Source organism: Dehalobacter sp. TeCB1 (genome assembly GCF_001707455.1).
GTDB lineage: Bacteria > Bacillota > Desulfitobacteriia > Desulfitobacteriales > Syntrophobotulaceae > Dehalobacter > Dehalobacter restrictus.
The window spans coordinates 48,483-70,590 of sequence record NZ_MCHF01000026.1 but is presented as its reverse complement, the minus strand read 5'-3'; the positions used below and the strand labels follow the sequence as shown (position 1 = coordinate 70,590).

General features: G+C 36.3%; 27 protein-coding genes and 4 tRNA genes. 29 read left to right on the top strand and 2 right to left on the bottom strand.

Annotation, left to right across the window (positions count from 1 at the left end):
• The first annotated feature begins 163 nt into the window (after window positions 1-163).
• From A7D23_RS16030 to A7D23_RS07775, 18 genes are all read left to right on the top strand, one after another.
• Window positions 164-331, top strand: a complete 168-nt coding sequence (locus A7D23_RS16030; protein ID WP_176714400.1) for a hypothetical protein — start codon at window positions 164-166, stop codon at window positions 329-331.
• Between the two features lie 16 nt (window positions 332-347).
• Window positions 348-527, top strand: a complete 180-nt coding sequence (locus A7D23_RS15825) for a hypothetical protein (protein ID WP_141690654.1) — start codon at window positions 348-350, stop codon at window positions 525-527.
• Between the two features lie 27 nt (window positions 528-554).
• Complete coding sequence (locus tag A7D23_RS07860; RefSeq protein ID WP_068883478.1) at window positions 555-935, top strand: DUF2513 domain-containing protein; 381 nt, start codon at window positions 555-557, stop codon at window positions 933-935.
• An 82-nt stretch (window positions 936-1,017) separates the two neighbouring features.
• Entirely contained in the window at window positions 1,018-1,593 is a 576-nt protein-coding gene (locus A7D23_RS07855; protein WP_068883476.1) for a hypothetical protein, read from the top strand.
• Window positions 1,594-1,665: 72 nt separating this feature from the next.
• Entirely contained in the window at window positions 1,666-2,076 is a 411-nt protein-coding gene (locus A7D23_RS07850; RefSeq protein WP_068883474.1) for a phBC6A51 family helix-turn-helix protein, read from the top strand.
• Between the two features lie 661 nt (window positions 2,077-2,737).
• Window positions 2,738-4,228: a hypothetical protein gene (locus tag A7D23_RS07845; protein WP_207644967.1), complete on the top strand. Its 1,491-nt coding sequence runs from the start codon at window positions 2,738-2,740 to the stop codon at window positions 4,226-4,228.
• Between the two features lie 17 nt (window positions 4,229-4,245).
• Window positions 4,246-5,517 carry a phage portal protein gene (locus A7D23_RS07840; protein WP_068883470.1) on the top strand — a complete coding sequence of 424 codons (1,272 nt, stop codon included), beginning with the start codon at window positions 4,246-4,248 and terminating at the stop codon, window positions 5,515-5,517.
• Window positions 5,510-6,385, top strand: coding sequence for a minor capsid protein (locus A7D23_RS07835; protein WP_083221884.1), 876 nt, complete (start codon window positions 5,510-5,512; stop codon window positions 6,383-6,385). The genes A7D23_RS07840 and A7D23_RS07835 overlap by 8 nt, the downstream gene beginning before the upstream one ends.
• 29 nt (window positions 6,386-6,414) lie before the next feature.
• Window positions 6,415-6,660 carry a DUF5659 domain-containing protein gene (locus tag A7D23_RS07830; RefSeq protein WP_068883468.1) on the top strand — a complete coding sequence of 82 codons (246 nt, stop codon included), beginning with the start codon at window positions 6,415-6,417 and terminating at the stop codon, window positions 6,658-6,660.
• A gap of 78 nt (window positions 6,661-6,738) precedes the next feature.
• Window positions 6,739-7,308, top strand: coding sequence for a DUF4355 domain-containing protein (locus A7D23_RS07825; protein ID WP_068883466.1), 570 nt, complete (start codon window positions 6,739-6,741; stop codon window positions 7,306-7,308).
• A 32-nt stretch (window positions 7,309-7,340) separates the two neighbouring features.
• The gene (locus A7D23_RS16395) at window positions 7,341-8,588 is read left to right on the top strand and encodes a DUF4402 domain-containing protein (RefSeq protein ID WP_242871509.1); all 1,248 of its coding nucleotides are present in this window, start codon (window positions 7,341-7,343) and stop codon (window positions 8,586-8,588) included.
• Between the two features lie 465 nt (window positions 8,589-9,053).
• Entirely contained in the window at window positions 9,054-9,344 is a 291-nt protein-coding gene (locus A7D23_RS07810; RefSeq protein ID WP_068883462.1) for a phage head-tail connector protein, read from the top strand.
• Window positions 9,344-9,649, top strand: coding sequence for a hypothetical protein (locus A7D23_RS07805; protein ID WP_068883460.1), 306 nt, complete (start codon window positions 9,344-9,346; stop codon window positions 9,647-9,649). The genes A7D23_RS07810 and A7D23_RS07805 overlap by 1 nt, the downstream gene beginning before the upstream one ends.
• Window positions 9,639-9,950, top strand: a complete 312-nt coding sequence (locus A7D23_RS07800; RefSeq protein ID WP_068883458.1) for an HK97 gp10 family phage protein — start codon at window positions 9,639-9,641, stop codon at window positions 9,948-9,950. The genes A7D23_RS07805 and A7D23_RS07800 overlap by 11 nt, the downstream gene beginning before the upstream one ends.
• Before the next feature lie 7 nt (window positions 9,951-9,957).
• The gene (locus A7D23_RS07795) at window positions 9,958-10,323 is read left to right on the top strand and encodes a hypothetical protein (RefSeq protein ID WP_068883456.1); all 366 of its coding nucleotides are present in this window, start codon (window positions 9,958-9,960) and stop codon (window positions 10,321-10,323) included.
• A 16-nt stretch (window positions 10,324-10,339) separates the two neighbouring features.
• Window positions 10,340-10,891 carry a hypothetical protein gene (locus A7D23_RS07790; RefSeq protein WP_068883454.1) on the top strand — a complete coding sequence of 184 codons (552 nt, stop codon included), beginning with the start codon at window positions 10,340-10,342 and terminating at the stop codon, window positions 10,889-10,891.
• 16 nt (window positions 10,892-10,907) lie between these two features.
• Window positions 10,908-11,252 carry a hypothetical protein gene (locus A7D23_RS07785; RefSeq protein ID WP_068883452.1) on the top strand — a complete coding sequence of 115 codons (345 nt, stop codon included), beginning with the start codon at window positions 10,908-10,910 and terminating at the stop codon, window positions 11,250-11,252.
• Window positions 11,253-11,570: 318 nt separating this feature from the next.
• Complete coding sequence (locus tag A7D23_RS07775; protein WP_141690652.1) at window positions 11,571-13,235, top strand: phage tail length tape measure family protein; 1,665 nt, start codon at window positions 11,571-11,573, stop codon at window positions 13,233-13,235.
• A 119-nt stretch (window positions 13,236-13,354) separates the two neighbouring features.
• Here the strand turns inward: A7D23_RS07775 and A7D23_RS07770 are convergent, their stop codons facing one another.
• Window positions 13,355-13,984: a hypothetical protein gene (locus tag A7D23_RS07770; RefSeq protein WP_068883446.1), complete on the bottom strand. Its 630-nt coding sequence runs from the start codon at window positions 13,982-13,984 to the stop codon at window positions 13,355-13,357.
• Between the two features lie 143 nt (window positions 13,985-14,127).
• Here A7D23_RS07770 and A7D23_RS07765 point away from each other — a divergent pair, with 143 nt between their 5' ends.
• The 4 genes from A7D23_RS07765 (at window position 14,128) to A7D23_RS07750 (ending at window position 15,875) form a co-directional block, all read left to right on the top strand.
• Entirely contained in the window at window positions 14,128-14,367 is a 240-nt protein-coding gene (locus tag A7D23_RS07765) for a helix-turn-helix domain-containing protein (protein WP_068883444.1), read from the top strand.
• Complete coding sequence (locus A7D23_RS07760; RefSeq protein ID WP_068883442.1) at window positions 14,354-15,466, top strand: site-specific integrase; 1,113 nt, start codon at window positions 14,354-14,356, stop codon at window positions 15,464-15,466. Before A7D23_RS07765 ends, A7D23_RS07760 begins: the two co-directional genes overlap by 14 nt.
• 210 nt (window positions 15,467-15,676) lie before the next feature.
• Window positions 15,677-15,753 (top strand) — tRNA-Arg (locus A7D23_RS07755).
• Between the two features lie 46 nt (window positions 15,754-15,799).
• Window positions 15,800-15,875, top strand: a tRNA-His gene (locus A7D23_RS07750).
• Window positions 15,876-16,013: 138 nt separating this feature from the next.
• Here A7D23_RS07750 and A7D23_RS07745 read toward each other — a convergent pair.
• Window positions 16,014-17,171, bottom strand: coding sequence for an aminotransferase class V-fold PLP-dependent enzyme (locus A7D23_RS07745; RefSeq protein WP_019224755.1), 1,158 nt, complete (start codon window positions 17,169-17,171; stop codon window positions 16,014-16,016).
• Between the two features lie 202 nt (window positions 17,172-17,373).
• On the opposite strand from A7D23_RS07745, the gene yedE reads away from it, so the two are divergent.
• From yedE to A7D23_RS07705, 7 genes are all read left to right on the top strand, one after another.
• On the top strand, window positions 17,374-18,450 hold the full coding sequence (gene yedE / locus A7D23_RS07740) for a YedE family putative selenium transporter (protein WP_025206138.1): 1,077 nt from the start codon (window positions 17,374-17,376) through the stop codon (window positions 18,448-18,450).
• 60 nt (window positions 18,451-18,510) lie between these two features.
• Window positions 18,511-18,714 (top strand): sulfurtransferase TusA family protein, encoded by a 204-nt coding sequence (locus tag A7D23_RS07735; protein ID WP_019224757.1) that lies wholly within the window; start codon window positions 18,511-18,513, stop codon window positions 18,712-18,714.
• A gap of 34 nt (window positions 18,715-18,748) precedes the next feature.
• Window positions 18,749-18,997 (top strand): DUF3343 domain-containing protein, encoded by a 249-nt coding sequence (locus A7D23_RS07730; RefSeq protein ID WP_019224758.1) that lies wholly within the window; start codon window positions 18,749-18,751, stop codon window positions 18,995-18,997.
• A 970-nt stretch (window positions 18,998-19,967) separates the two neighbouring features.
• A complete protein-coding gene (locus A7D23_RS07720; protein WP_025206136.1) occupies window positions 19,968-20,735 on the top strand; it encodes an IclR family transcriptional regulator in 768 nt (255 codons plus the stop codon).
• A 283-nt stretch (window positions 20,736-21,018) separates the two neighbouring features.
• Window positions 21,019-21,636, top strand: a complete 618-nt coding sequence (locus A7D23_RS07715; protein WP_019224760.1) for a hypothetical protein — start codon at window positions 21,019-21,021, stop codon at window positions 21,634-21,636.
• A gap of 111 nt (window positions 21,637-21,747) precedes the next feature.
• A tRNA-Gln gene (locus tag A7D23_RS07710) sits at window positions 21,748-21,821 on the top strand.
• Between the two features lie 10 nt (window positions 21,822-21,831).
• Window positions 21,832-21,916: transfer RNA gene (locus A7D23_RS07705), tRNA-Leu, on the top strand.
• The last annotated feature ends 192 nt before the right edge of the window (window positions 21,917-22,108 follow it).

The following is a 22,108-nucleotide window of genomic DNA, read 5'->3' as shown; positions in this document are numbered from 1 at the left end:
TATTTATGTCAACCAGGACATATTGAGGGTGCTCTTACTTTTTATCCTACACTATTTCCAGTTCCGGCGGAAGGGCATTGTGAGAAAAAAATAGTACCTTTCGGTACTTTATCATTGCTAAAAACAACTTGGTGGTAGAATATGCAAAATATTGGAGAGATTTGTGCATCTTCTTGAAGAAAAGATTCCTTTTGCATCATTTTATGCTAATGGCGAAATAGAATTAGATATTGATTCTGTTATTACTAAGAATGAAAGCACAGACGAAAAGCAATTGTTGGGTGACTTATCTGCAAAAATATTAAAGATAATTGTAAAATATTTAGATTAAGGGAGAGAAATTTATTATGGATGAAGACGAAAACAGATATGAACTAAAATACTGTGAAAAGTGCCAAAGTGAAGCACCCCATTATTTCCATTTTATTGATTGCTCTCAACATGAAACAAGCTATTGGATTTGTAATAGTTGTGGCACTGTAAGTGATTATGAAAGGATAGAGCATTTTACTCCAATGGTATATTAAATATAAATTGAATTGGAGATTCCATTGATGAAAAGAGATATGGATTTAATTAGGAAAATTCTATTAGCTATTGAAGATCAATTTGTCGATGTCGTTTTATATAATCTTGAAATTGAAGGCTATGATTTAAAAACAGTGGCTTATCATTGCAAAATCTTAAATGATGCAGGTTTAGTAAGTGATTATGGATCGCAATACGGAGACGGGGAATTACTAAGCTTTGGTGTAAGCTCTTTAACGTGGGAAGGTCATGAATTTTTAGATAAGATTAGAGATAATAATGTCTGGAATAAAACCAAAGAAGTTATGACTGAAAAAGGCATTCCTTTTGTTTTAGATGCAGTAAAGCAGATAGCGTCATCAATTGTTTCGGCCATGGTAGAAGGTGCGATAAAAGGAATTAAATAAATATTTTGTGTGGAATATTTATGGTTTTGATTTTTTCATTCTCTTTATGCCATAATGTGGTATAGAGAGGGGGATGTTATAAATGCTTAAGAATAAGCATAATCAAGATATTATCCGTCAAAACATAATGACCATAATAAAAAAAAGATTATCGGATAAGGCTCATGAATCTAGCAAACAAATACAATTCGGTAGTAGATCATTAGCGGTTAAAATGGCCGATGAGGGGAGCTTTCATAGTGGTGCGCATCATACGGAAATAAATAATCTATTTGTAAAAAATTTAAAGGAATATCAAGAAAATGTTGTTAAAGATATAGAGCAATTACAGACAGAGTTGAATGTAAAATTAACTGAAAAAGAGCTAGATATTATTGGAAATCATTCTCAACAAATATATGTATCACTCTTGCTATCTTTTCATGAATTACATTCGAAAATTGATACTCAAGTAAATTGGACACAAGAAACAGTATATAATTCATTATTAAATAATAGAACTATATTAAATAACATTGAAGAATTAAAACTAAAAAATAAGGAAATGGTTGAAAAAACTGAAATTGTCTATACCAAAAAACAGTACCATCTTAATATATGTGTTTTAATACTTGCACTCGGAAGCTTTATTATAGCAATAATAGCTTTGATAAAATAAATAGAAACGAAAGAGCCATAACGGCTCTTCTTTATTTAGGAATGTCTTTTTGTCAGGGGGTGAAATAAATATATGTTGGACGAAAGAAGAATTAAGTTAATTGAATTAATTATAGAAGGAAGCCTAAATAAGACAGAAATGGCAAAACAGATTGGTGTAGCTAGGCAAACCCTGTATGAATGGATGGGACAGGATGAATGGACTGCTGAGTATGACAGACGTCTACAAGAGATTAAAACCAACGCAAATAAATTATTCAATGCCAAGTTGGATAATGTCATAGATGAATGGTATAAGATGATGATGGATGAATCTTGTGAAAAGAGGACTAGAGCAAAATTAATAGTTGATTGGGTAGATAGAAGCCTTGGAAAACCTACCTCTCGTCTCGAAGTGACTGATAATAAAGAAGACAATGAGTATATTGACCCACTGTCCGATATTACCGATGAAGAGATAATAAATTTGAAATTGGTTAAATAATCGATTAACCATAAGAGACTACCATATAACTATTATTATATAGTAACATAAATCTGAACAATAAATAATTATCTGTTATTAAAGTTCGGATTTTCATTTCGATAATTGAAAGCCAATCAGAGTGATACTACTACATCTAGTATCTAATAAGAATAATCATTATGTAAAGTTATAATGATTACTGAAACCGTTGATAAAACTGGGTTATATAAAAAAACAAAAGTTTACATAAGCGTTCTTATCGGACGCAAACGTGTGTTCTGGTCATAATTTTCCGAACATTAGATAATTTTAGGATTAATTTGAATTGTTAGAGTGATAGAAAACATCACTCTTTTTTATTACCCCGTACCTTTCTAAATCCGAATCGGCGAAGAGGGGCGGCGGCGGTTAGCTCTACAATTTTTATAATAATTTTCAAACTCAAAGAAGGTGATCAAATATTATTCAAAACGATAGAGAAGACAGGGTTCTTCTTTTAAGATATTTAACCCAGTTTTATGGTATAGATAAAGCTAAAGAGCTTATGACAACTCACAAAAATAATCTTTGGGGTGATCATAGTATTGCCTGGTCATTAGGCGAGAAATCAATATCGTTCTTTTGCTTCTATTATCTTCAGGATATATTCAGAGTTAAGGATGAGAATGATGCTAGACAATTGGCAGATTTTCATTTTGAATTATGGCTAACTCTTGAAACTATGATAATTACAGATGAATTTGACCGTTTGGTATTATGTCTCCCAAGGGGACACGCAAAAAGTACCGTGGTCACATTTGCCTTAGTAATATGGTTAGCATGTTATAAGAAGTCATTCTATACAATTGTTCAAGGAAAAACTGAAGCCGATGGAATAAAATTTCTATCTGATGTTCGTGCAGCCTTTGAAAACAATGAATATATTAAAAAATCGTTTGGTGCTCTTATTGATACTAAACGATTTACTATTAATAAAAATGAACTTCATTTAGCAAATAACAGTAAAATTGAATGTTTATCTTCTACTAGCTCATTACGTGGTCGGAAGCACCAAGGAAAAAGACCACAATACATAATTTGTGATGATATTACGGGACTAGATGATTGCCTATCTGAACAAGCCAAGCAAAAAAAACTTGAAATATTTCAAAAGGATGTTCTTTATGCTGGTGATCCTTCTGTATTCCGAGATGGTAGAAAGATAAAGCCTGGGACTAAATTCATTTGTTTGGGTACAGTCCTAGCAGAGAATGACTTTATCTCTTCTTTACTGAAGGACAAAACATTCCTGCAAATACTAAAAAGGGGTATGGAAGTACCTGAAGGTTTTTCTGATGTTGATGATTATTTTACTAATAATTCGCTATGGTCTGAGTTCAAAAATATATATTATAATGCAAAAAATCCTTATGCTCAAATTGAAGCGAAGGAGTTTTATTATGAGCATGAAGAGGAAATGTCTTTCAATATTCTTTGGCCTGATAAATATTTTGCTTTTGATTTGGCCTTAATGTACTATTCAGATCCAAGGGGATTTAAGTCAGAGGTTATGAACGATGCTTCAAAGCTTGGCGAGAAAATATTTCATCAAATCAAGACTATATCCGAAAAGGAAATGGAAGCTCAAAATAATGAGTATGTTAAAACAATCCTTGTCTGTGATCCTGCTGTTGAGACAGGTGCAAAGAATGATTATACTGCTTTTTGTGTAGGTTCAAAGCTTGCCAATGGTTTTAGATACATTCGAAAAGGAATAATCAATAAGCTTAATTTTGATGATTACATATCGAAAGTTATAGAACTTTTGAAGAATTATCCTGATATCTCTTTTATTTGGATTGAGAAAAACACTTTTAATTCTGCCGATGAAAGAGAAATCCGAAAGCGAATTATGGAAGATATAATCCTGAGCAAACGTAATATTATAATTGATTGTGAAAGACAGTCACAGAACAAATACAACAAAATAGTATCAATAGCCGGAAAAGTTGATTCCGGTTTTATTATTTTTAATGAAGAGGATTCAGACTTTTGTAATCAAGTCTTGGAGTATAACGAGTTTGCCAAACATGATGATGCACCTGATGCACTATCGGAATTTGACAGGCTTATTGACGAAGTAACCCAGATACATAAACTCGAATTCCTAGACAAACGACTACTATTTTAAAAACAGGAAGTGAATAAATGCCAGTAAGTACAGAATTAAAAAATCTTATTGATAGATGCCAAGAAGATTATCAATATCAATTGCCTTATTACCAAAGAATGCAAAGATACTATCAGAATAATTCCGATGTAGTTATAGAAAAGTCTAGTGTTGATACCACCTCTACAAGCAAGATAAAAAACAATTATCTTAAACGCTTTATCAAAGAAGAGGTCGATTATATCCTCAGTGTTCCAATCACCTACATTAATCAGGATATGGAACAGGATTTGGAGCAGGTCGTTAAATATCAATTGGCTCACTGGAAAAAGGATCATGACAAGAAGTTATTTCGCAGGGCTTTGCTATACGGGAAATCATTCGAGATTTATTACATAGATAAAATATCCCAATTTTCCTCTCGAATACTCACGCCATTAGAGGGTTATGCCTATTCTGAGGACGATGAATTAAAACTATTTCTTCATATTTTTAAAAAGGCATTAGATAAAACTGGAACTAAATATATGGATGTCTATGATTCAGATAAGATTTATCATTACAAAGATGGTGTTTGTATTGGTGAAGATAGCCATATTTTTGGTGAAATACCCGTTGGTGTCTGCTTGGTTGATGATAATGAAAATGACACGCTATTCGAAGATATAAAAACTTTGTCCGATGCGTATGAGACGAATCTTAGCGACTTATCTCATGAAATCAGCCAATACAGGCAAGCATATTTAAAGATGTTGAACGTTGAATTCGACCCGGAAGATCTTCCTAATATGAAAAAGCTAGGGATTTTAAAGGGTACTGGTAATAATGTTGTTGTTGAATGGCTTACCAAGAATATCAATGATAATTTTGTTATGAACACGCTTAAAGAAATAAAGCAAAACATGTACGAATTATCCAGCCATATCAATAATAATGACCAAGTTCCAAGCAATAATTCTAGCTTAGCAATGAGAACAAGGCAATTAAACCTTGAAAACAAATGTAAATCTAATGTTGATGCTATGTACAATTTGATTAGGGATAGAATACGATTCCTGTTTAAATATTTATACATATTACAGAACAAGGAATACGATTGGAAGCTTGTCAGCCTTAAGTTTAGTCCATCATTGCCGCAAGACGATTTAATGTCTGCTCAAATCTTGTCTCAATTACCTGAAGGTTTAGTAAGCCAAAAGACTGCAAGAGAGTTATTCAGCTTTATTGATAATGTTTCGTTTGAAGAACAGCAGGTTAAGAAAGAGCAGGAAGAAGCTATGAATATCGATCTGGATGATGACAATGAATGACCTGCAAAAAGAAATCTTAAACATAAGGAAATTGGCAGACAAGCAAGTTGAGAAGGATATAAAACCGATTATTCAAGCATATAAAAAAGCCTTAAATGATGTTCGCACAGAAATCGCTCAGCTCTATGTTAAATATGCCGTTGACGGTATACTGAAATTGTCTAAGCAACAAAGATATACATTTCTGAAGAATTTGGAAAAGCAGTTAAAAGATCAGGCTCAAGAGCTAGGCAATATTGATTTAGAACATACCACAAAAATATTAAATGAGATTTACAAGCAGTCGTATTATCAGACTGCTTTTGTCATTGATAAGGGTGTTTCTACAACGATTAACTTTTCATTGCTTACCCCCAAAATGGTGGAAGCTGCTGTTAATGCAAAATTTGAAGGAGCAACATTTTCAAACCGCATATGGAAAAACAAAGAATTGCTTATTAATTCCTTACATAAACAAATTGAAAACGGAATTATTCAAGGCCATTCCGTTGATAAGATGGCTAAAGTGATTAAGAATCAATTTGGTTCAAGTGCTTATCAGTCAAAGAGACTTATTAATACAGAGTTAACAAGGGTTGTAACAGCAGCACAAAATCAAATATATCTTGATTCTGATGTTGTCCAAAAAGTAATGTGGGATGCAACGCTGGATAACAAAGTTTGTGATGATTGTGCCGCCTTAGATGGAAAGTCATGGGATAAGAATGAAAATCATCCTGCCCCGCCTCTACATCCTGAAGATAGATGCTGTCTGATACCTATTGTTTCCGGCTGGAGTCCTACTAAGAAGAGGGAAAACCAGGGGGATAAACCTATAATTGATTATTCTTCTTATGATTCTTGGTCGAAATCAAAAGGAATTAAATAATTTATAAAATTTAAAGGAGAGATTTACTTATGGAAAATCAAATGTTTAAAACTAAGGATACCAATCTTGCAGCATACCTAATGTGTAATGGTGCTGAGTATTTCGAAGCAAGAAAAGAGGAAGGGCTGTGTGTTTTTGCCTTTTCGAAAAATGAAAAGACTATGGAACTATTCAACGACTTTAAAAAAGATACATGGTTAAAGAATTACAATGACAACAAGAAGTATTGTCTTAACACAATTCGTGATGTCAAAAATCAGCAAAACCAAGCTTAATAACAGGTTTAATAGCCTGTTTTTATATTTATGGACTTGTAGGCGTGAACTATAAGGACGGAAGGAGAAAGAAAATAAATGGATATAAATGAAGTAAAAAGCTATATCGAGCAAAATGCTCAAAATGAAGAGGTTAAAAACTATATTGGCGGTTTTGTTACAGCCGATAGAGTTAATAATTTTCTTGACACTGAAGAAGGTAAGAAGTTGATTCAGCCAAAGATTGATGGTCACTTTACGAAGGGGCTTGAGACTTGGAAAACAAATAACCTTGAAAAAATAATCAATGAAGAGGTTACAAAGCGCAATCCGGCAGAAACTGAAGAACAAAAGCAAATCAGAGAATTAACGGAAAGACTCAACAAAAAAGAAGCCGAAGAAAAAAGACAAACATTATTGAATAAAAGCTTATTGAAAGCCGATGAAAAGAAACTGCCAAAAGAATTAGTTTCTTTCTTTTTGGGTGATGACGAAGATGGTACATATAAGAATCTTGATACTTTGGCTAATGTCTTCAATACGCATATTGAAAACGTTGTCAAAGAAAGATTAGGAAACGACAGTTACAAACCACCCAAAAACAGCAATCAAACTGAAGCGGATTTAATAAAAGAACAAATCCGTAAAGGTTTAAACGGAACATTTTAAATTATATTTAGAAAAGGAACGGTGAATTTATAATGGCTAATACGATTGAATATGCAAAGATTTTCCAAACTGAACTTGATACTGCAATGGTGGCAGGTGCTACTTCTGGATGGATGGAACTTAATTCCGATATGGTTAAATATAATGGCGGTAACGAGGTAAAGATTCCGAAAGTTGTCATGGATGGCATGGCTGATTATGACAGAGAAAACGGCTTTGTAAAAGGTTCTGTTACTCTGTCATATGAAACACATACTTTAAGCCAAGACAGAGGAAGAACCTTTGGTCTTGATGCTATGGATGTGAATGAAACAAACTTTGTTCTTAATGCGGCTACATTAATGGGAGAATTCCAGAATACTAGGGTAATTCCTGAAGTAGATGCTTATAGATATTCCAAAATTGCTACTAAAGCAATTGCCGGGAGCAAGGCTACAGGTGGGTATACTCCTGTTACTGCTGATATCATGGACAAATTGCTAGCAGATGTATATAAGGTCTATGATAAAGTTGGTGAAGGGACTCCACTCGTTATCTCTTTAAATATGTCTGTTGCTCCAATCTTGGATTTATCAGATAAAATCACCAAAAGACTTAATGTAGTTGATTTCCAAAAAGGTGAAATCGCTATGAAAACTCTGGCACTTGATGGTATTCCTATCATTCGTGTACCTTCGGCTCGTATGAAAACCTCTTTTGCATTTAATAACGGTACAACTACTGGTCAAGAAGCAGGTGGGTTTCTTCCAGTTGCAAAAGCCAGTGTTACTATAGGTGGAGTTAAATACGAAGCCGCTTCTGCGGGTTTAGCAGGCAATGCTTACACAGTTACAATTGTACAAGGCACAGGTGCAAGCGTTGCAACTGCTGGCGTTATTGATGCTACTGGCAAGCTTACTATTACATTAGGGACTAATAGTTCATCTGCTGCCCTGTCTGTTACAGCTACTCAAATAGCGGCATTAACCTTCACTGGCGATGGTGCGTCTTTGATTACTGCTACTGCTATTACTGGTTCAACTGTACAGAGTGCATCAGCTAGTAAGTCCCTTGCTGGGGGAGCTGGTTCTGGGGATGTAGCAAAAACTATTAACTGGCTTATTACTGCTAGAAAAAGTGCAATTGCAGTTTCTAAAACGGATGTTCCGAGAATATTTGACCCTATGACAAACCAAACAGCTAATGCTTGGAAGATTGATTATAGAAAGTACCATGATCTGTTTATTCCAGATAATAAAGTTGATGGTATCTATGTGAATGTACAGGAGGAACTTGTATAATTTGGGAGGAATATTGTTGATTCTTCTTTTAAGTGTGAAAAGTTGATTAATATGGGGTTTGCCTTAGTGCAGACCCCATATGATTATACAACACTAGAAGAGAACTTAAATAAAAAGGTAGAAACAAAACCTAAAAAATCATCTTTAAAAACTATAAAAGTTGGTGAATAAATTGCTGTACAATCAAGCGAGATCTGGAACTTTTACAATATTAAGTACTCAAAATACGTATGTTTTGGAATTTGAAAAAACGATGTATAACTTGACGCTAGAATTTGATGGAGACGTATCCACAACTTCTTTTAAAATAAGGATTAATGATGGTGATCCCATTAGAATATATGAAATATGGCCTACTAAATTTGAAAATGTAGAAGTCTACAAAATCGAATTTATTAAACAATATGCAGTATCAAGTGATATTGAAGTCTATTATCAGGGCTTTATTAAGTAGGCGGTGATTAGATGCTCGAATTAATGAAAGAACTTCTCGGAATTGATTTATTGGATGTTTCAAAAGATACAGCTTTAAATCATTATCTGAATAAGTCTCAGATAGCGATAAAAAGCTATTGTAACATGACAGAAATACCAGAATCCCTCGATGATATTGTTGTTGATCTAGCCATTTTCTTTTATCAAAATCCTCAAGGGGTGACACAAGCGACACAGGGTAGTAGATCAAAGACTATCGTTGATGGAATTCCTGAATCAATAAAATCTTGTTTACCGTTGCCAAGGATTAAGGTGATGTGATGTTTTACGATAAAAAATTAGATATTATAACAACTGGTCAAGGCTATGTTGATGATTATGGAATTCCTCACAAGGGAGAAGAGACAGTATTGAAATCAATCTCATGTGACATTCAGCCTTATTCTTCGGAACTGATGTACAGAGAATATGGATATCAGGAGCAGGTAATCAAAAGAGTCTTCTGTGACATTGATCCAGATATTAAGAAGGGAATGATTGCTATTGATGCCAATGGGAAAAGGTTTAAAATAGTTAAAATTATTGATTGGGATGATTACATGGAAGTGATGTTAGATGATGAATAGTCCTTTTCAGAGAGCGATTAATGATATTGCTACAAGGAGAGAAAGAGCAGTTGAAGAAGTCTGCATAATGGTTGAAGCGGATGCTAAATTATTGGCTCCTGTAGCTACAGGGATGTTAAAACGTTCAATTACTCATGCAGTTAAAAGTGAAAATAAATCAACTCAAGGTAGTGTCGGAACAACTGTTGAGTATGCAGTCTATGCAGAACGAAAGAAACCATATCTTGAACCTGCTGTGGATCAAAATAAAGAAAATATTAAACGTAAGATTATTGAGGTGATGACACCTGAAAGCAATTAGAAATCATTTGCTTGCTGATGCTCAGCTGAAAATATTATTGGACAATCATGAAGCAATTTATTTTATCGAAACGCCGAAAGAAGAGGACATGGCGAATGTTGCAACATATATTATTTTCTTTCTAAAGCCCTTATCCGGTGGTTTTGTGAAAGACTGGCAAATGGAATTCAGAGTAATAAGCAATGATTTAAGTAAGATTGCTGCTATTCAAAGCAGATTGATAAAATTACTTGATGATTCTAGAGGAGAAATAATAATTAGAGATGATGAAACCGTTATTAGAAGTACGAGCTTAATAAATGGCGGTGGAACATGGAAGAATCCAGACACAGACAACTTTGAAACGGTTGTCTATTTTTTATTAAAAATTTGAGAGAGGTGTTTAATAAATGGCTTTAAATTATCAAGCAGCGGATCCTATTATTCTAGGAAGCGGTGAATTATATCTTGGAACAGTTACAAATCCTGAGGCTGCAACTGAAACGGAAATCGAAGCTGCGTTGAAAAACATTGGTGCTATTGAGAGTGGTGCAACTCTTACATATAAGCCAACGATTAAAGAAGTAAAGAGTGCAAACAGAGGAACAATCATGCGCTTTGTTAGCGATGAAGAAGTCAAATTTGATTGTGGTATTTTAACTTGGAAAATAGATAATCTTGCATTATTGGCTCCTGCAGCAGTTAGTACAGACGCAACGACTGGAACAAAGACAGTCAAGATTGGCAACAAAGGGATGCTGCCAGTGAACTATTTAAGATTTATTCACACTAAAAAGGATGGTTCTGGAACATTAATCGTAAACATTTCCAAGGCTCAAAATACAAGCGGATTTAAATTTTCATTCGAGAAAGATAATCCGTTAAGTGTGGGTTATGAATTTGAAGCTTTGTCAGATGCAAATGGAAATCTTGTGGAAATAATTGAAACTTTTGTAGATTAGAAGGAGATAAAGAAAAATGAGTAAGATTATTGATCTGTCAGTGTTGGTTCATGAACCGTTAATTTTTCGTGATACTACCGGAGAAGAATATGTGATCCCAGGAGAGGTTGATTTAGGTTTTGTAATCAAACTAACTGCATATCAGGAGCAAGTTGCAAAAATAAAAAATGAAACTGAGGCTATTAAAAAGGCACAGGAATTGATTGTTGATATCTTAAATCTTGACCAATCAAAGAAAATTACACTTGATTTTGTCAAAGAGAGATTTAATGATATCCGTTATATAAAACTAATTATTGAAAGTATGATGAGTTTTATTAATGAGATAGTAAATGACCCAAACTCAGATTCCCCCGCCTAATAACGGGGGATAATTCATTACAAGATCAAGATGTTGAGATGATGGAAAATATCTCTTACATAATTGAAAAATCCAATTCTGACTATTTTGGAGTTCGGAAACTACCCTATGCAGTTTTTCTTTCTTTACTAAAACATTTTAGACTACGTGATCTTCAGTCAACATCTGAAGGTAGGGAATTGTTGGCGAAATCGAAACGATTATATGCTACTGAGCCTGAACTAGACAAATTAAATCAATTGAAGAATCAATTGAATAGATCAAAAATCACTAAAGAGTAACAGGTATTTTAACTGTTATTCTTATTTTTGATTGGGGGTGAAAAATATAAGTGTAATTGATTTAGCTACATATTCTTATAATTTAGAAATTAACGACAAAGGTTTTACTTCCGGTATGTTAAATGCCGAGGGTAATGTAGATAAATTCCAAGGTAAATTAGGTAGTATGACATCATTTCTTAAAACTTCACTCATTGGTGGACTGGCTGCTGCTGGTGCCGCTATTGGAGGTTTAATTGTAAGTGGAGTTAAAGACGCTTCTGAAGCAGAAGAGAAAGTTAAACAGCTTGAAGCAGTATTAAAATCTACTGGACAAGCGGCAGGAGTTACAAAGGATCAAGCTCTTGGCCTAGCGGATGCTTTTGAAAAGACTACGAAATTTGCAGCAGAACAGACATTAGAGGGAGAAAATCTACTTCTAACCTTCACAAACATCGGGAAGGATGTATTTCCGCAAGTAACAGAAACAATGCTGAATATGTCCCAAGCTTTAGGGCAAGACACAAAAAACAGTGCTATTCAGCTTGGAAAAGCACTTAATGATCCTATAAACGGAGTTACAGCACTTTCTAGAGTTGGTGTATCGTTCACAGAAGAACAGAAAAATCAGATTAAAACTCTTCAAGAATCTGGAAATGTTATGGGAGCGCAAAAAGTAATTCTAGCCGAGTTGACCAAAGAATTTGGTGGTAGTGCGGCTGCTGCTGGGCAAACATTTTCTGGGCAAATGGAAATTACTAATAACATGCTTGGACAAGTTTCTGAATCTATCGGCGTAAAACTTATGCCGTATTTGATGAAGTTTCTTCAGTTTGTACAAAGCAATATGCCAGCCATTCAGAGTGTTGTAGGCACTGTCTTTAGTGCAATAGAGACTGCATTTACCGGTGTTGGGACTAATATTTCGGAATTAATTCAATCGTTACAGATATTTTATACCAATAATAAAGTTATTTTTGAAGCCGTTGGTTTGGTAATTAAAAGTGCTTTCAGTGTAATCGAAAGTATCTTTAAAGCTTTCATGGCATTATTAAAAGGCGATTGGTCAACGTTTGGAAATGAATTACTGAATATTGTTCAGAATGCTTGGGGTTTAATCAAAAATTTATTCAATTTGGCTATTGAAGAAATTAAAGCAATTTTACGAAATCTTGGATCAGCTTTATCTACCATAGGACAATCCATTATGAATATGTTATGGAATTCAATAAAATCAGTATGGGATTCAATAACATCATGGTTTAGCCAGGCGATAAATGGACTGATAACATGGTTTACTGGTTTATACCAGAACTTTTTTAATGTTGGTTCTAGCATTTTTACGGCTGTTTGGGACGGAATAAAGTCCATATGGGAAGGCATTTCTTCTTGGATCAGTGAAAAGGTTCAATGGATTCAAAATATGTTGTCATCTTGGAGATCGGCACAGTCTGAAATGGCTTCAGGAGATAGCGGAAGTAAAATTCCTGCTTATGCGGTTGGAACTCCTTTTGTTCCGAATGATCAGATTGCATTGATACATAAAGGGGAAGCAATTATTCCGGCTCAATATAATCCTTATAATCCGTCAAATAAGGTTAGCAGTGGAATGATAGCAAATACTATTAACCATAATTATTCATTAAATAATGTCACAATCAACACCGACAATGCAAAAGACTTCTTCAAACAAATAGATTATTTGGTTAACTCACAAGGGTAGGGATAAGCTCTGCCCTTCTATTTTTTGCAAGAAATCTTGATATTGATATTGAGCATTTAATAATATTATTTAGCACATACCTTCCATAAGTTTTGATAAATGGATAAAAGTATTGCAAGCTATATTACTGGCAAAAGTAATGGGTGTTTGGTCATACAATTTATTGCGAAAAACTCAGTTTTTCCGATTCTTTTGTAACCACATTTTTTAAGTAAATTAATCATTGTTTTTTTTATATTTCCATCACTATCCAAAGAGTTTTTCCAAGAATGATTATCAGCGGGTTCTTGAGGGGTAGGGATTATTACGAAACAACGTGTATTGATATTAAGGCTATATAAAAGGATATTGTATAAATTACTAAATAGATACCGCCCAACACCATTTTCCCTATATTTTGGATACACATATAAGGTTTCAAGATAGCAAGTATATGGTGGTAAAATAGCTAAATCATCGTCTAATTCTTGCTCAAAAATCGGACTTTTTACTAAAGCTGATATTGCGTTACATGCATCTCCGGTATATATATCTGCAACATCAATCATATTCTGGTGTTCATTTAATATTTTATCTTCGTCTAAGACAAAACCATGAACTATAGCAATAAGATTCCGATTTTTTCTTACATGAATCCAGATGTTAAAAGAGTATTCATTTGCTTCATCAACGTAGCTCGGGAAAGCTTCTTTTAAATCCATACCTTTTATTTCTACTCTACTAGATGATACCTGAATATCAATATTCAAATTAATGACACTCCTTTTTTATCAAAACTCTTATCTAATTATTATACTATAATTTAACAAAATATTTGGATTTATTACTAGAGTGCATCATGTACTCTTTTTTTTGTTTACTTAAAAATACATATTATGAAAGGAAAATATAAATGAACGAAACATACTATACAGTAACGGAAGTCGCTGAAATTCTTAAAGTAAAAAAAGCATATATCTATGATCTTATAAATTTCGGAAAGCTAAAATCAATTAAGTTATCGGAGAGAAGAACAAGAGTATCTTTGACCGATTTTAATAATTACTTACTACAAACAGAAGAAAATTTAGGGTATAATAAAGTTGTCCAAGCTCCCTGTAAAAGGGGGCAAAAATTCAATGCCAAGTGTTAGAGATAGAGGCACAAATACTTTTCAAATTGAAATATATTTAGGAAAGGATGATCAAGGGAAGAAAGATATATACCGCGAAACTTTCTATGGTACAAAACCACAAGCAAAACTGTATGCATATAAAAAAGAAAATGAATTAAAAGAAGATTGTAAAAAAAGAAATATGGCACGTTCTCTAAGTATGACTATGAGTGAATTATTTGATATTTTCTTAGCAGACAAGGAAAGTAAAATAGAAAAGATTACTTATGAAAAATACAAAACCCATCTAACAAAGTGCAAAGAATTATTCAAAGATTGTTACGTTCAAACTATACAATCAGAAGACATTGAAGAAAAAACCAAAAAGTTATATGAAATAAAATATCGTAATAAACCAATTAGTGCTAGGACAGTTAGAAATTATATCGAAACACTTAGAACGTGTCTGAATTGGGGAATTAAGAAGAAGCTACTCGATCTAACAGTGGTGTATGGCATAGAACTTCCGAGAATTGAACACATTAAAAGAAATGTTCTCAATCCAAAAGAATTAAAATCCTTCATTGATAATGCCAAAGAATACAAACACTATCTCCCTGTTAAGCTAATGGCAATTACCGGAATGCGTATTGGTGAAGTTATGGCTTTAAGGTGGTCAGATATACTTTTTGAAGAAAACTGTATTAAAATTGACGAAGCTATAAATTCTAAATATGAGAACCTTAAATTACCAAAATCAATCAATGGTATTAGAGTTCTTGAACTTGATAATGAAACCATTCAAGAATTTAAAGAACACAGAAAATTTATGATTGAAAAAGGGAAAGGCATAAAGGATGAAGAGTATGTATTTCAAAGTGATGAAGAAGAATTTCTACATTATAGGGCAATCAATAGAACAAAAAATCGGGTGCTAAAAAAGGCAGGTTTACGTCATATTAGAAATCATGATTTAAGACATGGCATGGGTTCAATACTGTTAGACAAAGGCTACTCGATTACTCAGGTGGCAGAAACATTAGGTGATGTACCTATGACTATTGCCAAGAATTATGCACATGCTTTGCGAAGAGGAAAAGGTATAAATGATCTTCTTCAAGAAGAAGCAAAAGATTAAAAACAAGTTGACAAAAACGATATAGTTTTGCATAATAATCAGGTGGCTTTTATCAATGGATTAGGTTTTAAATTCCGTCAAGGATATCAGATTCCGTCAAAAATTCCGTCACATTTCTGAGAGCCTTGTCACAAGCGGGTTTGAGAGTAGAGCAATGGGGTTCAAATCCCTCTGCCCCGACCATAATCAATGCTGCAGTGATTAAAACATGCGCCTGTAGCTCAGCCGGATAGAGCATCTGCCTTCTAAGCAGGTTGTCGGGGGTTCGAATCTCTCCAGGCGCACCATTTTTCATTTAAAAGTGTATTTCTCAAAAACAAAAAAATATTCATGGTGGATGTGGCGAAGTGGTTAACGCACCGGATTGTGGCTCCGGCACTCGTGGGTTCAAGTCCCATCATTCACCCCATATAAAAAGATTGGGCTTTATCGCAAGATAAAGCTTTTATTATTAGGAATGATGGAACTTGAACAGAAAACGCGACCTATGGAAGCATTTACCCGCCCCGGCGTGATAGCCGCGAAGCGACGGAGCAAGTCCCATCATTCACCCATCAGTAATTCTCCTAATGGCTTCAATTGAATAATCCACTTCCTTGTTGGTATTATAGTGCCCAAATGAGAAGCGTAGAGTTCCGGTTGGATAAGTTTTCAATGTTTTATGGGCATTTGGAGCGCAATGCAAACCTACCCTTGTCATCACGCCATAGCGATTGTCAAGCTCAAACGAAATCTCGGCAAGATCGCGTTTGGTGGTCTGAATGGATACAACCGCTGTGCGATTGGTTATATCCGGCCTCCCAATAATCCGAATATCCGGTAATGATTTCAGCTTTTTCAAAAAACGGGCGGTCAATTCGAGTTCTTTTTCTCGAATCTTATCAATGCCTGTTTCCAATAGATACCGCAAAGCTGCATGAAGTCCGAAAATTCCCGGAAGATTCATCGTGCCTGCTTCAAATCGGTCCGGCATGAAGCCTGGTACTTCCTCTGTATGGGATAAACTCCCCGTTCCGCCGCTGATAAGGGGGTTTATTAACGGAAACATAGCTTCTGTCGTGATAAAGCCGCCGATCCCCTGCGGTCCCAGTAAACCCTTGTGTCCGGTAAAAGCGAGGACATCAATACCCATTGCTTGCATATCGATTGGAATAACTCCAGCCGTCTGGGCGCTATCAATAATAAAAGCCAACCCCTGTTCTTTGCAAAAACTGCCTACTTTCTGAATAGGAAGAAGTGTCCCGCAAACGTTGGAAGCGTGGGTCATGACGATCGCTTTAGTGTTCGGCCTGAGCAGCCTGGGTACTTCTTCGAACAATAACTCTCCATCCTCAGTACAGGGAATCCTATCAAATTCTACTCCGGAAGTTTGAAGCTGGATCAAAGGTCGCATGACCGCGTTATGTTCCATTGCTGAAACAAGCACATGATCGCCATTATGCAAGAAGCCTTTTAAGATCATATTTAAACTAGTTGTGATATTTGGAGTGAAAATAACGTTTTTACAGTTGGGGTAATTGAATAACTCACAAATGAGTTCTCTGGTTTCAATCACAATTTCATCCGCTGTATAGGCACTTTCGTAGCCACCCCGACTGATATTTGCACCGATACTCTGCATGTAGTGCACTACTGCAGCAGAAACTGAAGCTGGTTTAGGAAAAGTTGTACAAGCATTATCAAAATATATTTTGGTGAGATTCATTTTTTCCCTTTCTAACTGATGTTATTCAGCTTATATTATAGCTCAATTTTGTTGCGTTAATATATTGGAATAATCTATTCATAAAGACTTTTATTATTGAAAATTTCAATTTTTTTTTATAAACCTATTATGGTAATATTATCTCCATATGTTAGACACATAATGTCTAAATAATGATATTACAGAAGGAGGTCATTGAAGAGTGATCAAAAACGAAAAGATTGTAATTGTTATCGCTGGAATTATCATTGGTATTATTTCTGTCACACTGGTGCTTCTAGGCAATCCAGCCAATATGGGCTTTTGTATTGCCTGCTTTGTCCGTGACACAGCAGGTGCGCTGGGTTTGCATCGGGCCACTGCCGTCCAATACATACGACCGGAAATTATTGGTTTGGTTTTGGGATCCTGTCTGATGGCTTTAAGTAAAAAAGAATTCTCACCGCGAGGTGGTTCTTCCCCTTTAACGCGGTTTATTCTTGGATTTTTTGTTATGATCGGAGCGCTGATGTTCCTGGGATGCCCCTTCCGGATGATTCTACGACTTGCCGGCGGAGACTTAAATGCTCTCGTTGGCTTGGTTGGATTCATCTGTGGCATTTTAGCAGGGATATTCTTCCTTAACAGGGGCTATACATTAAAAAGAACCTATAGTCTTCCGAAAATTGAGGGAGTCATATTCCCGGTGATACAAATTGTGTTTCTTTCTTTACTCTTGGCAGCGCCTGCCTTTATTTATTTTACGGAAGCAGGAGCCGGTCCCGGAGCCAAACATGCCGCGATCGCAATTTCTCTAGCTGCGGGTATCCTTGTCGGTATCTTAGCGCAAAGAACCCGACTTTGCATGGTTGGCGGCATTCGGGATCTAGTATTATTTAGAGAATGGAAATTGTTGCTTGGTTTTCTGGCTATCCTGGCATCTGCTTTTGTTATGAATACCGCTACCGGTAACTTATCCGTGGGATTTGCCAATCAACCCATTGCCCATACGGACGGTTTATGGAATTTTCTCGGTATGCTTACGGTTGGTTTTGGCTCGACACTCCTTGGAGGCTGTCCGCTTCGGCAAATGATTCTTGCCGGCGAAGGCAATACGGACTCCGTTATTACAGTGATTGGGCTATTTGCCGGCGCAGCCTTTGCGCACAATTTTTCTTTAGCTTCTTCAGCTAAAGGACCTACGACCAACGGCATGATCGCGGTCGCTATTGGTTTGGTTGTCATGCTGATAATCGCTGTGGTCAACACCCGGAAGGCCGCTGCAACTGTGAATAATTGACATACGCTTTGATATTTATTCAAATGTAAAAAATTACATTACATTGAGAGGAGAATTGACATGCTCGATGCAAGAGGCCGTTCATGTCCAGAGCCTGTTATCATGATCAAGAAAGCAATGGCTTCCAACGAGGATGAATATACCATACTGCTTGACAACCGTACCTCTTTGGAAAATGTCTCACGTTTTGCGAGAGTTGCAGGATATCATAGTGATTATACTGAAGAAAATAGGATCTTTACATTGAAAATAACAAAAAAATAATAATGCAGCACAAACATCGAAGGGGAATCCACTTATGGAATACATCGCAACCTTTTATTCGCATTATGGCGCGATGCGCTTTAAAAAAAAGTGTATAGCCAATAACCTTCATGCGGTCGTAATGCCTGTTCCCAGAAGTCTCAGCTCTTCTTGCGGCAGCTGCGTCAAGTATGAAGATCACCGGGACTTTGTTGCACCGGAAAATCCGGATGAAGAGATTGAACAAATAGTCTGCATTGAAACAACCGGGTACCGGCAGGTATATAAGGCTAAAGGAGCATGATTGCTTATAGTTTGTTTCTAACCCAAGTATAGTTATAATAAATACTAATTATAAAAATTAATTACTTGTATTCTGTAAAATAATTGGTTAAAATCCAGGTAGGTTAAGAAATCAAATACAGCATGAGAAACGGTGTTTTTTCAAAGGTAAAAGCCCGCAAACACGCATGGATTATGGCTTGTGGTATCGCGGCAGTCACAGAGTGATTGTGGCTCCGGCACTCGTGGGTTCAAGTCCCATCATTCACCCCATATAAAAAGATTAAGCTTTATCGCAAGATAAAGCTTTTTGATTACCCGCCCCGGCGTGATTGCCGCGAGGCATTGGAGCAAGTCCCATCCTTTTTTTTCATCATGGGGTTCGTCAGTAACCTGACCCCTTTAGGGTGGTGCAATTTTTTTTATGGTGATGCTGCCTGCGTCGTGGCGGATGCTTCCGCGGATAGACCGCTCTGGCCGCTGCTGTTTAATGCAATGATTTTATAATAATAGGTTATCTCCGAATCTAGGCCTGTATCCGTGTAAGGGAGCGCTGCCACATTTTCCGCTATCGTACTGTAGGTGCCCTCGGGAGAGGACGCCCTGTAAACAGCTTGATCTTGTAATAATAAGTATTGCCTGATGTCAGGCTGCCATCTGTATAATTGGTATATACCGTCGAGGCAATCTCTGTATAGGTCCCTGAATACGAAGCCGAGCGGTAGACCGCGTAAGAGGTCATTCCACTGATTAAATTCCAGGAAAGATAGATTTGCCCTGGTCCGGAGGATTTCGCTGAAAGGCTTGAGAAAGATGCAAGGGTCGTGGCGCCGGCATAGGAAGAAAGTGACCATGAAACAAGTATACCATTTTTTGGTTTATTATCTGTAAATTATTTGTAAATCCTTTGGAGTATTCAATTTAATTTTTTATTGTTATTCTTATTAAAATCAGCCATAATAGAAATCAGCAAGAAGATGGGAGGCCTGTTTGTGACAGAAAGATATGTTCAGACTGTGGAAAGAGCGCTGGATATATTGGAAGTGCTGGCCAGTTCTAGGGAATCATTCGGCGTGACTGAAATTGGTAGCAAGATAGGGCTGCATAAAAGCACGGTACATCGGATTATTCAGACTTTATGCTATCGGGGATATGTCGAAAAAGAGAAAGACAGGGAACGGTACCGTCTCGGGATAAAAATAGCCGAAGTTGGCAACGCATTTTTCAATCAGCTTGAAGTCCGGAAGGTTGCCGAGCGCTATCTGGAAAGCCTGGCTAAAACCTTTGATGAAGTAGTTCATCTGGTTCTGCCCGACAACGGCGAAGTGGTGTTTATCGATCATAAGGAAAGTTCCCAGTTGATCGGCATGCACTCCAAGGTAGGCAGCAGAGGCTACATGCATTGTACGGCGGTTGGTAAAGCAATCCTTTCCACTTTGCCGGAAGAGGAAGTAAGGCTTATTCTGCAGAAAAAGGGTATGCCCCGTTTTACTCAGCAGACGATTACAGATCCGGAAAAACTGATCGAACAGCTGAAGGAAATAAGAAAAACAGGCATTGCAGTTGCCGCTGAAGAAACTGAAGTCGGGGTCATTAACATAGGAACGCCCATTTATGATTATTCGGGCGGAACTATTGGCGCGATCAGCATTTCCGGACCAATTAACAGGCTGATGGAGAAAGGGATTGAAAAGGTTGGTCAGGAAATCAAGCGTGTTGGTCAGGATATATCCTTCAGATTAGGATATTCTGGCCGCTGATATTACAGTAATCTGCCAAAAGAAACGCTTGACGGAAGTAGAAAACTAGTACATAATATTAATACTACATTTTCAAATATTTCAGAATCTTTCTGTGTTAGTTTGCATAAAATAACCAAAAGATCAGAATCAAGCTTCAGCAAAAAAACCAAAAGGTGGACACGGAAATGGGTTTAGATCAGATATGAAACGGTGTTTCAAAGAATAAAACAAACTTATTTTTATGCGTATAAAATGAAACGGTGTATCATATAGTGAGACGAAAGTGGGGGGGTAATTGATTATGATGAGAATTTCATCAATAGCTTATAATCAGGATAGAGATTGTATAGGATGCGCTATCAGAGATGAAAAGCAAATATCCACCTATATTCTGTCTTTTCAGATTGCAGACCAGTTGCTGTCGCGTTATCAAGGAAAATGGGGTATTTCCGGCAACGGGATTACACTTCTTTTTACGGATCTAGACCATCCGCTGACGATTGATTATGATTCCGGGATCATTAATTACGGATCCCTTACGACAGCATTTTATCATCGCTATAACCCTGCTAAGGGGCTGACAGTGCTGGTTGAGGATATTTGTTCCGACCTTGCGATCCCGCAAAGTGAGCCCATTGAATATGAAGAATATTTTTTTAGATTGTTCGTCAAACTTGTGGAAATTTTCCATGCCCGATGCAATGTTCAGATCTTACCTGGTAAAAATGAAGGCGAATGGGAAATCCGTTTAGGCGAGGGGGAAGCTTCCGGCTGGATCGGAAAAGATGGAATTGCCGAAAACCGGTTTGGTGAAAAAATCGATATAAAACAATGGCAGAGTCTCAGGATTGAAAAAGCAGCGCTTTATGTCTTTGGTTTTAACTCTTTCTGCAAAAACTTTCAGTGTCCGATTAAATAAGGACACTATTTTTTTGTATTAACTTTTGTTTGACAGGGCAAAATTTTTTAAGTATAATACTGTTTGCGTGTTAGAACCGTCAGAATATTGCATAACCGGTTTTCATTCCAATGGGGTATCGCCAAGCGGTAAGGCATCGGACTCTGACTCCGACACCGGTGGTTCAAATCCATCTACCCCAGCCAACTTTTACATGCGGGAGTGGCGGAACTGGCAGACGCACTGGATTTAGGTTCCAGCGGGTAACTCCGTGCAGGTTCAAGTCCTGTCTCCCGCACCAAAATTGATGATTTCGAGGCAGTTGACCTATAAAGAAGGTTGACTGTCTTTTTTGTTTCTGCATTTCCAGCCTTAGATTTCGTTTCTTACGCACTAGATAATAAATCGGCAAAATGGAGGTGCCGCAACAAAGAAGTCGCAGAAGAGTAACACCAAATGTGAAAAAATCGAGAAAAAGTATTTAAATGTCGAC